The 13,464-nt window shown below is 49.4% G+C and carries 10 protein-coding genes; 5 read left to right on the top strand and 5 right to left on the bottom strand.

All coding sequences use genetic code 11. From position 1 onward, the window contains the following. Positions 1–257 precede the first annotated feature (257 nt). A complete protein-coding gene (locus B160_RS0119060) occupies positions 258–2,825 on the bottom strand; it encodes a M1 family metallopeptidase (RefSeq protein WP_018629526.1) in 2,568 nt (855 codons plus the stop codon). A gap of 169 nt (positions 2,826–2,994) precedes the next feature. On the opposite strand from B160_RS0119060, the gene B160_RS0119050 reads away from it, so the two are divergent. Both B160_RS0119050 and rimO read left to right on the top strand, forming a co-directional pair. Continuing rightward, the gene (locus tag B160_RS0119050) at positions 2,995–4,710 is read left to right on the top strand and encodes an FAD-dependent oxidoreductase (protein WP_026309872.1); all 1,716 of its coding nucleotides are present in this window, start codon (positions 2,995–2,997) and stop codon (positions 4,708–4,710) included. A gap of 189 nt (positions 4,711–4,899) precedes the next feature. Then, positions 4,900–6,210 carry a 30S ribosomal protein S12 methylthiotransferase RimO gene (rimO, locus tag B160_RS0119045; protein WP_026309871.1) on the top strand — a complete coding sequence of 437 codons (1,311 nt, stop codon included), beginning with the start codon at positions 4,900–4,902 and terminating at the stop codon, positions 6,208–6,210. Positions 6,211–6,329: 119 nt separating this feature from the next. On the opposite strand, the gene B160_RS0119040 is transcribed toward rimO, so the two are convergent. After that, a complete protein-coding gene (locus B160_RS0119040; protein WP_018629522.1) occupies positions 6,330–6,881 on the bottom strand; it encodes a hypothetical protein in 552 nt (183 codons plus the stop codon). A gap of 402 nt (positions 6,882–7,283) precedes the next feature. Here B160_RS0119040 and B160_RS30795 point away from each other — a divergent pair, with 402 nt between their 5' ends. Genes B160_RS30795 through B160_RS0119030 form a run of 3 tightly spaced genes read left to right on the top strand, consistent with a single transcriptional unit; the run spans position 7,284 to position 9,233 of the window. After that, positions 7,284–7,922: a B12-binding domain-containing radical SAM protein gene (locus tag B160_RS30795; RefSeq protein WP_051107212.1), complete on the top strand. Its 639-nt coding sequence runs from the start codon at positions 7,284–7,286 to the stop codon at positions 7,920–7,922. Next, positions 7,898–8,572, top strand: coding sequence for a B12-binding domain-containing radical SAM protein (locus B160_RS30790; protein ID WP_051107211.1), 675 nt, complete (start codon positions 7,898–7,900; stop codon positions 8,570–8,572). The genes B160_RS30795 and B160_RS30790 overlap by 25 nt, the downstream gene beginning before the upstream one ends. Beyond that, the gene (locus tag B160_RS0119030) at positions 8,559–9,233 is read left to right on the top strand and encodes a hypothetical protein (RefSeq protein ID WP_040680081.1); all 675 of its coding nucleotides are present in this window, start codon (positions 8,559–8,561) and stop codon (positions 9,231–9,233) included. Before B160_RS30790 ends, B160_RS0119030 begins: the two co-directional genes overlap by 14 nt. A gap of 34 nt (positions 9,234–9,267) precedes the next feature. Here the strand turns inward: B160_RS0119030 and panB are convergent, their stop codons facing one another. The 3 genes from panB to ppk1 form a co-directional block, all read right to left on the bottom strand. Next, a complete protein-coding gene (gene panB, locus B160_RS0119025; RefSeq protein WP_018629520.1) occupies positions 9,268–10,083 on the bottom strand; it encodes a 3-methyl-2-oxobutanoate hydroxymethyltransferase in 816 nt (271 codons plus the stop codon). A gap of 105 nt (positions 10,084–10,188) precedes the next feature. Continuing rightward, entirely contained in the window at positions 10,189–11,076 is an 888-nt protein-coding gene (locus B160_RS0119020) for a Ppx/GppA phosphatase family protein (protein WP_018629519.1), read from the bottom strand. Then, entirely contained in the window at positions 11,077–13,131 is a 2,055-nt protein-coding gene (gene ppk1, locus B160_RS0119015; protein ID WP_018629518.1) for a polyphosphate kinase 1, read from the bottom strand. It lies immediately after the preceding gene. Positions 13,132–13,464: the final 333 nt, after the last annotated feature.

Raw genomic sequence — 13,464 nt, 5'->3', positions numbered from 1 at the left:
TTTGGATAAGAGGGTTGATTTTTTTAATGATTAAAGGTTGGTGTGTTGGGTACGGCATTTTAAAATGTAATCAAGTTTGATTGCATTTGTATCATGTTGGGAAAGTTTGAAAAATATCATTGGGGATTTATAAAAGAAGATATCGAAAAAGCTGTTGCTGTATGTAAAGTCATATAGCTGTTGCTCCGTCTTCAAACGATTGGAGTTTCCTCCGTTTAATTGTGACAGATCTGTTGGAGCAAACCAACCTGATATCTTTAACGCACAATGGCCTGTGCGCGCCTCAGGTTATCGGTGCATTGGAGGATCTTGGCTTTTAAATGACCATTCAATTCCTGATGGCGTTGCAAAAATGTAGTGACCGTATGGTAGGCCGATGCGGATTGATAGCTTCCGAAGCTTGACTGGAGCCAGTTGCCCGGGAAAAAGATGTCGCCGGTACTCTGGATCTCGGGTAGAAGCTCCAGTGTTTTTTCCAGGTATTTTTCCGCGGAGGGCTGCCGGAGCGGGTGATGGAGATAGGAAAGTGCTGTTCCCACGGCAGATTCATTGGCCCGGTTCTCCTGCCGTTGCAGGCCGGCAAAGAACTGGTCCCGGACAGCCGGATCGTGCGAAAGTGCAGGCATGATGAGTCGGAACCGCTTTATCCGGTCCGGGTCTTTGATTCGCTGCAGTTGCCGGTCCAGGATCTTGTCGCCGGTTGTGTTTCTCAGCGCCAGTGCAAAGGCAAGGTCAGTATAATCCTCTTCCTTCAGAACTATGTTTACAGGAGGGTCCTGGCTGTACCAGATCCCATAGAGCCGTGCAGCCGCAGGCTCGGTTCCAAAAACAGATTGATAGCATCCAAAAAGGATCTTTTTGTTGTTGGGGCTTTTTTGCTTTTTCAGGGCGCTCCATATACTCTTCTCCAGGTGCTCAGTCCGTTGATGGCGTTGCTGCGGGGAAAGGAAGTTCCAGTAAACGGAACGGAGGTAGCCGGTCAGCAAACGCAGATTCAGCTCGGTGGTTTCTTTGCTAAGACCGGATTCAAAAAGCCGGAGCAGCTGCAGCGGGGTATTGTAACGGCCATTCAGCATATTTTCATAAAGCGATATGTACGCAGAGGCCCGGCTTACATAGTTGTCGATCCGGAACAGGTGGGGCAGCATAGCGGTATCTACCGGCCAAACCCCGTATCCTATGCCGGATGCATTGAACTGGATGAACAGGGGCCGTTTGCGCTCCAAGGCCCGCGGCACCTGCTGCGCTGCAAGACTATCGCTTACGGTTATGGTGCGCACCAGCCCTTTATAGTAGAAGCTGATGTCAAAGCGCTGGGGCCACACTTTTCCGGAGCCGAACTCCGGTTGCTGAAAAACGGAAAAACCAGTGATCTGGCCGCCTGCAGGGTCCAGTTCGGTTTTATAATCAAATACAGGGCGCCCCGGCTCGTTTACCCAAACCGCGTTCCAGCTCCGGAGATCTGCCGGGGTATGGCGATCCAGGATCCGGATCAGGTCTGGCCAGGAAGCATTTTTGAAAGCATAGGTGTTCAGGTATTCCTGCACGCCTTTTTGAAAACCGGATGTTCCCATCAGCGTTTCCAGCTGTCGCATCATTACCGGTGATTTATGGTAAATGATCCCTCCATACAGGGTGCCGGCCTTTTCCAGGTTTGTCAGCGTCTGCCGGATGGGGTTGGCACCGGTGGTGCGGTCGATGGCATAGGCAGGCGGCAGATGATCGGTAAGGAATTTCAGCGAGAAACCCTGCTCATGATCTGGAACTGCAGTGGCCTTGTCTGCCATAAAGTTGGCAAACACTTCCTTCATCCATACGTCGGAAAACCAGTCCATGGTAACCAGGTCGCCAAACCACATATGGGCCACTTCATGTGCCAGCAAATGAGCGCGGCTGTTCAGCTGGCCTTCTGTAGCATCCCGGGTCAGGAACAGGGTGGATGCCTGCAGCAGGATTGCGCCCGGGTGTTCCATGCCGCCAAACTGGAAATCAGGAATGGCCACCATGCCGTGTTTTTGAAACGGATAGGCAATTCCGGTCCATTGTTCATTGAAGAGCACCATTTTTTTATACTGGTCAAAAATGGCATGCAGGCTGTTATTGACCTTCTCGGAGTCTGTTTCCCGGTAAAGGAATTCGATCTCGCTGTTCCTCCATTTTTCCCGGGCAGTATTGAATCTGCCTGCTGCAAACGAAAAGAGATACGTGCTGATCTTATCAGAGGGAGCAAAATACAGGGTCTTTCTTCCGTTGCGGGCAACGGAGTCCTGTAGTTTGCTGTTGGCGATCGCTGCCCAGTCCCGGGGGATCACAAGGGTGAGCCTGAAGACGGCCTTCAGGTCGGGCTGGTCAAAACAGGGAAAAACGGTCCGCGCGCGATCGGGTACAAACAAGGTGTACAAAAAATCATCCCTCCGGTTTAGTGCGCTGTTGCCGGCGGTAAAATCAATAGCGATGGTATTGGCGCCTTTTTGCAGCAGGCGGGCATCCAGGACGATGTGTTCGTTTTTATAGCTGACCGGCACTTCTTTTTCGTTGATGACGATCTTTTTGAGCTTTTGTGGATCCTCTTTAAAATCGAGGAGCAGGGGCGCCCCGGCAGCCCCTGCATAATGAAAGGATAACCGCATCTTTGCGGCAATATCTTCCTGTTTTTTCGCGGGAATATCAAAGGACAGCTCATACTGAAGGCCGGTAACCCTGCTGTTCCGGAAGCCGGCCAGTGTATCAGAAACACCATTGCTGACGGCTGTTTTTTTTGGGTGCTCATTACAGGAAACCACACAGAGGGCAAACAAAATAAAAAGAACCGGCATCCATTTCATAGCTGCAAAGATATTGTGGTTTGCTATCCGGTGTAAATAACTCCGTTATTGTATACTTTTTTTTGCAATACCCTGCCTTATAAAAAAATGATGGACCGGATCCGTATTGCCCGGCAGGTTAATAAAAGAGTTTGGTTATATTAGCAATCGTTTACGATTGCAGGCATTTATGAAACGGAGAGACTTTATTGAACTGTTGAGCGGCAGCGGTGCCGGTGTGGCTGTAAGCGCCGCCATCCCTGGTGTGCGTTTGCTATCCGGGCAGGAAACAAAAGTTACGGATGAAAGAAAGGCATCTGAGGCGGATGTGGTGATCGCCGGCGGTGGACTGGGAGGCGTGGCAGCGGCGCTGGCATTGCTGCGGAATGGAAATTCAGTAATACTGACGGAGACCACGGATTGGCTGGGTGGTCAGCTGACGGCACAGGGAGTACCGCCCGATGAGCATCCCTGGATCGAAACCCATGGAGCGCCCCGGTCCTACCGCCAATTCCGGAACCGGATCCGGGATCATTACCGGCAGCATTATCCGCTGACCGAAAAAGAACGGAATAATCCGCATCTGAACCCGGGGAATGGCGCTGTTTCCCATCTTTGCCATGAACCGGCAGTGGCCGAAACCGTAATCCGGCAAATGCTGATACCTTATCTTTCCAGTGGCCGGCTGCTGTTACTGATGGAGCACAGTCCCGTAAAAGCAGCCGTAAAGAGCACGAGGGTACAGTCTATTACAGTAAAGAACGAAAGGAACGGGATGCTGACCACGGTGAAAGGCGTGCATTTTATCGATGCTACAGAACTGGGAGACCTGTTGCCACTAACGGGTACGGCTTACGTAACAGGTACGGAATCCCGGAGCCAGACGCATGAACTGCATGCACCGGAAACAGGAGATGCCGCCAATAACCAGGCGTTCACAATGTGCTTTGCCATGGACCATATGGAAGGCGAGGACCATACCATTGCACGACCTGCAGATTATCTTTTTTGGAAAAACTATACCCCGCTTCTGAAACCGGCCTGGCCGGGCAGGCTGCTGGGGCTTCAATATGCACAACCCCAGACACTGCAACCGAAAGACCTGGGTTTCTCCCCGGATGGAAATTCCACCGGACCGTTGCTGAATTTGTGGAACTACCGGAGGATCATCGACCGGAAAAATTTTAAAGAGGGGGCTTACAGAAGCGATACTACGGTGGTCAACTGGCCGCAGAATGATTATATGCCCGGAAATATAGTGGATGTATCGCCCCGGGAATTGAAAAAGCATATTGATGCTGCCAAACAGTTGAGCCTGTCGTTGCTGTACTGGTTGCAGACAGAGGCCCCAGGGCCCGGCGGAGGCAGGGGCTGGAAGGGATTGCGCCTGCGTAACGATATTATGGGCACTGCAGATGGATTGGCCAAATATCCTTATATCCGGGAGTCGAGAAGGATCAGGGCTCAGTTTACGATACTGGAAGAGCACGTGGGCCGGGAGAACAGGGCCCGGGTAGCTTTTTCCGGCCAGGAGAAAGCCGCACCCTTTTTTGATTCGGTGGGTATCGGTTATTATCACATCGACCTGCATCCCAGCAGCCGGGGTAATAATTATATTGATTTTCCTTCATTGCCGTTCCAGATCCCGCTGGGAGCGTTACTGCCCCTGAAGATGGAAAATATCTTCCCGGCAAATAAGAACATCGGCACCACACATATCACCAACGGGTGTTACCGTCTGCACCCTGTTGAGTGGAGTATTGGCGAAGCCGTGGGGTTGCTGCTGGTATTTGCGGCCAACAACGGGGTACTACCGGCGGAAGTGCGGAAAACGCCCGGCTTGCTGAAAAGGTTCCAGGCTTTTTTACGGACCGAAGGGGTGGAAACGGAATGGCCGGGTTCATAAGAGTCGAAAAGGAATTGGCAGGCATGGTGCATAAAGTGTTTAAAATTATTATTTTACGTGTGTTGTCTTTTTCTTTTCTTGTACGGGATCTTACCTCCAAAGACCGCTGCTGCTGATTCCTGCACCCCGGGGCCGTGCATCTCGGGATCATACCGTACCTTTGCAGCTTCTAAAATTGAAATTCCGGTTTTGAAAGCGAGAACATTAAAGAAAGATAAGGTAAACATCATTACCCTTGGTTGCAGTAAAAATATGGTAGACAGTGAAGTGTTGAGCGGACAGCTGCGGGCCAATGAAATTGATGTGGTGCATGAAAATAAAAGGTCTGATCACAATATTGTAGTGGTCAATACCTGTGGGTTTATTGATAAGGCCAAGGAAGAAAGCATCAATACCATATTGGAACAGGTAGCGTTGAAAAAGCGGGGAAGGTTGGATAAAGTATATGTTACCGGCTGCCTGAGCGAGCGCTATAAGAACAACCTGGAAACCGAGATCCCCGAAGTGGATGCATTTTTTGGTACCATGGAACTGCCGCTGATCCTGAAACAATTTGAGGCTGACTATAAATCTGAGCTATTGGGTGAACGCCTGCTGGCGACTCCCAGGCATTATGCATACCTTAAGATATCAGAAGGCTGCAACCGCACCTGTTCTTTTTGTGCCATCCCCCTGATGCGGGGCAAACATGTCAGCAAAACGGTGGAGCAGGTAGTGGCAGAGGCCGGGGGCCTGGTAAAGAAAGGGGTGAAAGAGATCATGCTGATTGCCCAGGAGCTGACCTATTATGGCCTGGACATCTATAAAAAGCGAATGCTGCCGGATCTGCTGAACCGGCTGGCGGATATTCCGGGTCTGGAATGGATCCGCCTGCATTATGCCTATCCTACAAAATTTCCGCTGGAGATCCTGGATGTGATGCGCCAACGGGACAATATCTGCAATTACCTGGATATGCCGCTGCAACATGCTGCGGACAATATGCTCAGCGCGATGAAGCGCCAGATCACCCGTGCAGAAATGGAAGCGCTTGTAAGCACGGTCCGCGAGAAAGTTCCGGGGATCTGTCTGCGCACTACCCTGATCGCCGGTTTCCCCGGTGAAACCCCGGATGATGTTGAGGAGCTGAAACAGTTCCTTGCGAAGGAACGGTTTGACCGTGTGGGCATCTTTACCTACTCGCATGAAGAAGATACATCGGCCTACCAGCTGGCAGATACCATTCCCCAGGAGGAAAAGGAACGCCGGGCGCAGGAGATCATGGAGTTCCAGCAGGAGATCTCCTATGAGCTGAACCAGGATAAAATAGGGAAGACCTTTAAAACCCTGATCGATAAAAAAGAAGCCGGCCGGTATATTGGCCGTACAGAATTTGACAGTGTTGAGGTAGACAATGAAGTGATCATTACCAGTGCCGAAAAACTAACGATCGGCGAATTTTATAATGTGAAGGTCGAAAAAGCCTATGACTACGACCTGGAGGGAGTTGTAGTGAAATGACCCCGACCGGCAGTGGATTGAAATGCCATCCGCTGCCTCGTTCCCTGGTCTGAAGCCGGTGATCTTATTGCCGGGCTTCTGGTGACCCTTCTCAATCAAAGGGCAAGAGGCGCGTTACATTAATTGTACACTTTCTGATCATTCCTGGGGAGGTTAAACTGACCTTCAGTAATGGTGACGGTTTTGCCCGCGTCATCTACATAGGACATATTCCCTTTAAAATACCCGGCGAGTTTCCGGGTTGTATCCACTACTTTAAACTCGTGCAAACTGATCGTGCCCAAATTAGCACTGCCACCGAAGGGAGAAGATCTTGTCTCAATTACCTTTTTATTGTTTACAGTGTATTCAAAGTGATGAAAGCTATATTTTGTGGTGGGCGGATGCATCACGGTACTATCGGCATTATACCGGATGATGGTGATATTGAAATTAAACAGCAGGTATTCTTTTGTTTGCTCGTTCTTCGCGCTGAAAGCCAGGAATGGGTGATTGTCTCCGCTGTACTCGGTGCGCAAAAAAGCACCCAGGTCGTCGGGAAGGTATCTCCATTGATTGTCGATTTTAACTTTAAAGTACCAGCTGGAGGTATCAATGGAGTCTTTCTTATTTCCACAGGATAAGCAAAGGATTACGAACAGCAGGATTAGTGCTAACTGGCTTTTTCTCATATTGTCAAGTTTTTTCGAAAATACATAATTTCCCGTATGACCTCCTCCTCATTTACTAACAGCGAACCCCGGGTCGTTATAAAAACCTGAAACGGAAGCAGGAGAACCATAGGTTCGGATCATGAATTGACGGCTATGGTGGCAGCACTGGCCATGTGCAGGTTAAAAGGGGAGGAAGCGCGCCCAGGGAATGGGCCCTTGCGAATTATGGTGCCGTCCGGCGGATCGGACGCATGTAAAATAGCGGCACTAAAAAGATGTTTGTACCTGTGTTTATATTAAATTTATCTCGGGAAAATCATTGATGAACAGCATCTTGTTTTAAAATGCACCGATGAAAGCATTTAAGGCGGTCTTAATCTCCATGAGCGGTGTACGGTATACAACCAGAAACTGCTGGAAATGGGGCTAACGCTTCCGGGGTTTGTAGACCGGAGCCGGGTTATTGCAAGTTTGCCGGGCCTGGGATTGCTGACACTTGCAGCGCATACACCCGAAAACTGGGAGATCATTTATAAGGAACTGGACGATTATACGGAGGATGATTTGGAAGGCATTTCGGAGGAGCAGCCTGATCTTATCGCTTTTTCATCATTGACCGCGCGGATCAATGAAACCTACAAACTGGCAGCCTGTTTCAGAGCCAGGGGTATAAAGGTGGTGATCGGCGGTCTGCATGTATCGGCGCTGCCCGAAGAAGGCGTCCTGCATGCCGATGCCGTGATCCAGGGAGAAGGAGAGCGCATCTGGGAAAAACTATTGCATGATGTGGAGCTGGGACAGCTGCAAAGAAGATACAGTTCACTGACTGACCCCGGTTTTGCTTTCCATTTTCAGGACGCCCGGGTGCCGCGCTATGAACTGCTGGATATTTCAAAATACAACCGGCTGACGATACAGACCACCAGGGGCTGTCCGCTGCACTGCAGCTTTTGTGCTGCGTCCAGAACGATCAGTACGTATAAGAAAAAACCTATCGTGCAGGTGCAAAAAGAACTGGACGCTATTTTCAGCATTTGGGACCGTCCCTTTATATTATAGAGCTGGCAGATGATAACACTTTCGTGGATAAGAAGTGGTCAAAAGAATTGCTGCGCCTATTTTCAGGCTACCGGATGAAATGGTTTACGGAAACCGATATTTCCGTAGCCTATGATGACCAGCTCCTTGAGCTGCTGGCGCAATCAAACTGCAGCCAGGTGCTGATCGGTTTTGAAACCGCATTGCCGGCCGGCCTGAAAGGACTGGATAAGGCTAACTGGAAATACCGCCAATTTGATTCTTATTTGAAAGCCATCGATAAGATACAATCTGCCGGAATTTCGGTAAACGGATGTTTTATACTGGGTTTTGATACGGATACTCCTGAAACCTTTGCCGAAACAGCCGGGTTTATTCAAGAGAGCCGGCTGTCAGAAGTGCAGGTTACCATGTTGACGCCTTTTCCCAACACTGCTTTGTATCATCAGCTAAAAAAAGAGCACCGGCTATTAGCCGATCCGTTCTGGAACAAATGCACGCTGTTTGATGCGACCTTCCGGCCTAAAAACTTTTCGGTAGCGGACTTCGAAGTATATTTTCAGGATCTGATGCGCTCCGTGTATTCAGAAGAGCGCGTAGCACAGCGAAGGGCAACCTTCAAACAATTATTACGAAATAAAATTTTGCCAAATGGAAATGAGCACATTTAAGTATATAACAAACCTGCTTTTCTTCAGGCTGGAGCGCGGGCAACTACTACAGTTTAATAATACCCATTTGATCACCGGGATCATCGGTACCTGGATTGTAGGTATGGGGCGCTATTGGGACGATCCCGGCGCCGGCTTATTGCAACGTATGGGTATGGGATCTGTTATATATATCTTTGTATTGGCGGCATTTATCTGGCTGCTGCTGCTGCCGTTTAAAGTAACGGCGTGGAGTTATAAAGCTGTGCTGACCTTTATTGCACTAACCTCGTTTCCGGCTGTTTTTTATGCGATCCCGGTGGAGCGTTTTTTTCCTGTTGCTGTCGCAAACACGATGAACGTATGGTTCCTTGCCATTGTGGCGTTTTGGAGGCTTTGCCTGCTTGGTTATTTTCTAACAACCTATACGCGGCTGAGTACCGGGAACATTGTTACTGTTACCTTAATGCCGGTTTGCCTCATCATTTCTGTGCTCACCCTGCTCAATCTGCACCGGGTGGTGTTTGAAATTATGGGTGGCATCAGGAATCCTTCTCCACATGACAGTTCCTATTTGGTACTCATGGTCCTTACCGGGATTTCTATGTTTTTAAGCATCCCGCTACTGATTGCCTATGGAGCTGGCATCTGCAACAGGAGGAAGCACCTTAAAAACGAGTGACAGCAAGGGAGTCGGAAACCGGTTGCCCGGCCCGTTAATACTGCTCCTGCTCATTCGGGAAGGCGCCGGATTGCACGTCTGAAATATAGTGCTGAACGGCAGCAGTAGCCTGTTCAAAAACATTGAGATATTGTCTCAAAAATTTGGGCTTGAATTCGGTATTGATGCCCAGCATGTCGTGCATGACCAGCACCTGGCCGTCACAGTATTTTCCTGCACCAATGCCAATAGTGGGTATGTACAGGCTTTCGGTAACTTCCTTTGCCAAAAGAGCGGGTATCTTTTCGAGCACAATGGAAAAGCACCCGGCTTCCTGCAGCAGCTGCACATCGTCCCTTAGTTTGTTGGCTTCATCTTCTTCCTTTGCGCGTACCGCATAGGTGCCGAATTTATAAATGGACTGAGGGGTAAGCCCGAGGTGACCGATTACAGGAATGCCGGCGGAAACAATTTTTTTAATGGATTCCACGACTTCAGCGCCGCCTTCCAGTTTTACGGCATGGGCGCCGGTCTCCTTCATGATCCGGATGGCAGAGGCCAGGGCGATCTCGGAGTTGGACTGGTATGCCCCAAAGGGAAGGTCGACCACTACCAGGCAGCGTTTGGCCCCGCGGATAACGGATTGCGCATGATAGATCATTTGATCGAGCGTAATGGGCAATGTAGTTTCATGACCCGCCATTACATTGGAGGCCGAGTCGCCTACAAGGATCACATCGATTCCCGCACTGTCGATGATCCGGGCAAACGAAAAGTCATAAGCCGTAAGCATGCTTATTTTTTCACCGGCTGCTTTCATTTTTGCCAGCGTATGGGTGGTGACCCTTTTTACTTCTTTATTGATGGACATACCTTATCTTATTTTGTTTCAGGTTTCAGGTTTAAAGTTTCAGGTCAGGTCCCGTTTGATGCCCGGTGATCCATGCGGAGAAGGGACGGATGCAAACTGAAAAATTCATTCCTGACTGCAAATCTCTTCATACAAACTCTGGATCAATCCGTCTGCCAGCCCGATCTTGGGAACAAGGATCTCCTCGGCCCCGGCCCATTTCAATACATTCATATAGATCAGCAAGGCCGGAACGATCACATCGGCGCGATCTTCCCGCAGTTTAAAATTACTCATCCGCTCGCCAAGCGTCATGTTACTGAACTCTTTGTAGTAATCGCGGAGCAGCTCCACTGAAAGCGGGCGCCCTTCCTTGCGCTTCGACAGGGAAAATACTTTGTTGATATTTCCCCCGGATCCGATCCCGGTCATTTTTTTTAGTCCCTTGGTGCGGCTCCGGATATAATCTTTCATTTCTTCCCACTGTTCTGTGGTCACCTGTTGTTTCAGCAAACGGATGGTGCCGATATTGAAGGAATGTTTAAAGGCCATTCCCTCGCTGGTAAAACAGGTCAGCTCCGTGCTGCCCCCGCCCACATCGATGTACAGGTATGATTCGCCCCTGGTAAGGGTTTCCGCCACATGGCTTTCGTAGATCAAAGCCGCTTCCCGGTCGCCGGAAATGATCTCAATATCCAGGCCTGTTTCTTTTTTTATCTGCTCAATGATCTGCTGCCCGTTCCTGGCGGCACGCATCGCGGCCGTGGCACAGGCTTTTACCCGCGGTACCTCATAGGCATCCAGCAAATGGCGGTAAGCCTTCATGGTGCTGAGGATGTGCGCGGTTTTTTCAGGAGAGATCTCACCGGTTTCAAAAACATCAAAGCCCAGGCGTAAAGGAACCCGGATCAGGTTGGATTTGATAAAGTCCGGCTTGTTCTTTTTGATCATCCGTACATCGGTGATCAGCAAACGGGCTGCGTTACTGCCTATGTCGATGGCGGCTAATTTCAACTATGAATACTTTTTATTAATGAGATAATGATAAACGGCCTCCTGGGATCTTGTTTTTTTAGAAGCCGAATGTACATATTTATTTTTAAGTTCGTTGTCCAGTACCCTTGCTTTTACATTGTCATTGAGCTGGATGTTCAGGATATCGATGAGCTCATTTTTTAACCGGGTATCGGTAACGGGGCAGGTGGCTTCTACCCGGTGCTCGATGTTCCGCAGCATCCAGTCAGCTGAAGAAAGGAATACCCGCGGTTTGCCGCCGTTATGAAAAACAAAAACACGCGCATGTTCCAGGTATTCATCCACAATGCTGATGGCGGTTACCTTATGTTTGAATTTCTTGTTTTGCGATAACATACAGAAGATTCCCCGTACGATCAGTTTGACCACGACACCGACCCGGGCGGCCTCGTACAGCTTCTGGATCATATCAATATCCGAAAGCGAATTCATCTTGATGATCATTTCGGCCTTCTTTCCCTTTCTGGCCATTCCGATCTCATGGTCGATCAGTTTTACCAGGAAGGTCCGGATCAGGTGAGGACTGGGAATGATGGTGGTGCATTTTTGCAGCGCCAGCTCATTGGTTTTGGGTTTTTCCAGGTAGGCAAAGATCCGGTTGATGTCGGCCATGATCTTTTTATTGGAAGTCAGCAAACAATGATCGGCATAGATGCGTGCTGTTTTTTCGTTCAGGTTGCCGGTGCTTACAAAACCATAGTACCCGGTCCGCGGGCCTTTCTTTTTTTTGATGATGCACAATTTGGCATGCACCTTCATGTTGGGAAATCCTGTTAAAACGGTTGCGCCTACATCTTCCAGCCGCTGTTTCCATTCCATATTGGCTTCCTCATCAAAGCGGGCTTTCAGCTCCAGCATTACCGTTACCTCTTTGCCGTTGCGGACCGCATTGATCAGCGCATTGATGATCTTTGACTGGGAAGCGAGGCGGTAACAGGTGATCTTGATCGATACTACGTCCGGGTCGAAGGCCGCTTCGCGGATCAGGTCGATGGTGGGGGTGAAATTGTGATAGGGAAAGCTCAAAAGCACATCGCGGTGCAGGATCACGTCGGAAATACGCTGCTCCAGAAGCAGGGGATGATCAAAGGGCTCCTTGCGTTTGCTTACATTCCGGAACACCTTGGGAGGGAAATCGATAAAATGCCGGAAATTATGGATGGCCCCGGCCGGGCTGATGGCATCCTGTTTGCCAAATCCCATGCGGGTGACCAGGTGGGCGAGCAGGTCCGGGTCCATGCGGTCGTCGTAAGTAAAGCGGACAGGCGTTCCCCTTTTGCGGTTTTTAAGCCCCGTTTCCAGTTTTTGAATGATCGATGTGTTGTCTGCGGTATCAATATCCAGCTCGGCATCGCGGGTGAATTTAAAAATATTGGCCCTGAACTCATCATAGCCCAGAAAACGGAAAATATCCGGAAGATTGGCAATGATGGCATCCTCCAGCAACATAATGTTGTGCTGGTTGCTGCGCGATGGAAGCTCAATAAAACGTCCCACGGCAGTAACCGGCACTTCAATAATGGCATATTTGCGGTCCTGCCGGTTATAGCTTTTGCGCATGACCACACCCAGGAAGATGGATTTGTCGCGGAGCGTGGGAAATTTTTTAATGTTCTCGATCATCAGGGGAATGATGTTGGGACTGATCTCCGTTTCATAAAACTCCCGGATGAATTTTTTTTGTGTATAGGTGAGCTGTGTTTCTGTCTTCAGGTAGATCTTGTTACGGTTCAGACTGCGCTGCACATTCTTCCAGACCCTTTCAAATTCTTCCTGCTGTTCGGCCATCAGCTCGTGGATCTGCTCCAGGATCTTTTTGGGGTTCTTTTCCGGATGCATATTCAGCTTCGATTCGATCCGCAGCATTCTTTTGAGCGAGGCGATCCGCACCCTGAAGAACTCGTCCCGGTTGTTGGAAAAGATCCCGAGGAATTTGATCCGTTCATTCAGCGGTACGGTAGGATCTGCAGCCTCCTGCAATACCCGGCCGTTAAAGGCCAGCCAGCTGATATCTCTCGGTATAACCTTCTGCATATCATTTCTGTGTAGGGTCACAATAATAACACTTTATCGGCAGAATTACGGGTAATAATCGAGAGTTATATCCCGCCTGTTTTAAATTATTATTAAATTATGAAGGGTGTGGCAGGGCAGGCAGGGGCATTAAAATACATGCAAAGCGCGATGAGCCGGGTTCCATTGTAAAAAGAGCGTGTCTTAAAAGTATTTTTTGGGGCTTGTAAGGCAGTAAGACGGCAAGGATTGATATATAAACCCCTCCCGTTTTTCCGTCTTCCGGGCTGATGATTGATTCATTGCTTTCGGGGCAGGTCTTTTTCTTATATTTTTAGAAGTTACGCCACTCCC

This window comes from Niabella aurantiaca DSM 17617, from assembly GCF_000374125.1.
Lineage (GTDB): Bacteria > Bacteroidota > Bacteroidia > Chitinophagales > Chitinophagaceae > Niabella > Niabella aurantiaca.
This window is presented reverse-complemented; position numbering and strand designations above follow the sequence as displayed.

Coding starts and splice junctions, on each gene's coding strand:
- B160_RS0119060 (WP_018629526.1), bottom strand. CDS start 2,825: ATGAAATGGATGCCGGTTCTTTTTATTTTGTTTGCCCTCTGTGTGGTT.
- B160_RS0119050 (WP_026309872.1), top strand. CDS start 2,995: ATGAAACGGAGAGACTTTATTGAACTGTTGAGCGGCAGCGGTGCCGGT.
- B160_RS0119040 (WP_018629522.1), bottom strand. CDS start 6,881: ATGAGAAAAAGCCAGTTAGCACTAATCCTGCTGTTCGTAATCCTTTGC.
- B160_RS30795 (WP_051107212.1), top strand. CDS start 7,284: ATGGGGCTAACGCTTCCGGGGTTTGTAGACCGGAGCCGGGTTATTGCA.
- B160_RS0119030 (WP_040680081.1), top strand. CDS start 8,559: ATGAGCACATTTAAGTATATAACAAACCTGCTTTTCTTCAGGCTGGAG.
- panB (WP_018629520.1), bottom strand. CDS start 10,083: ATGTCCATCAATAAAGAAGTAAAAAGGGTCACCACCCATACGCTGGCA.
- ppk1 (WP_018629518.1), bottom strand. CDS start 13,131: ATGCAGAAGGTTATACCGAGAGATATCAGCTGGCTGGCCTTTAACGGC.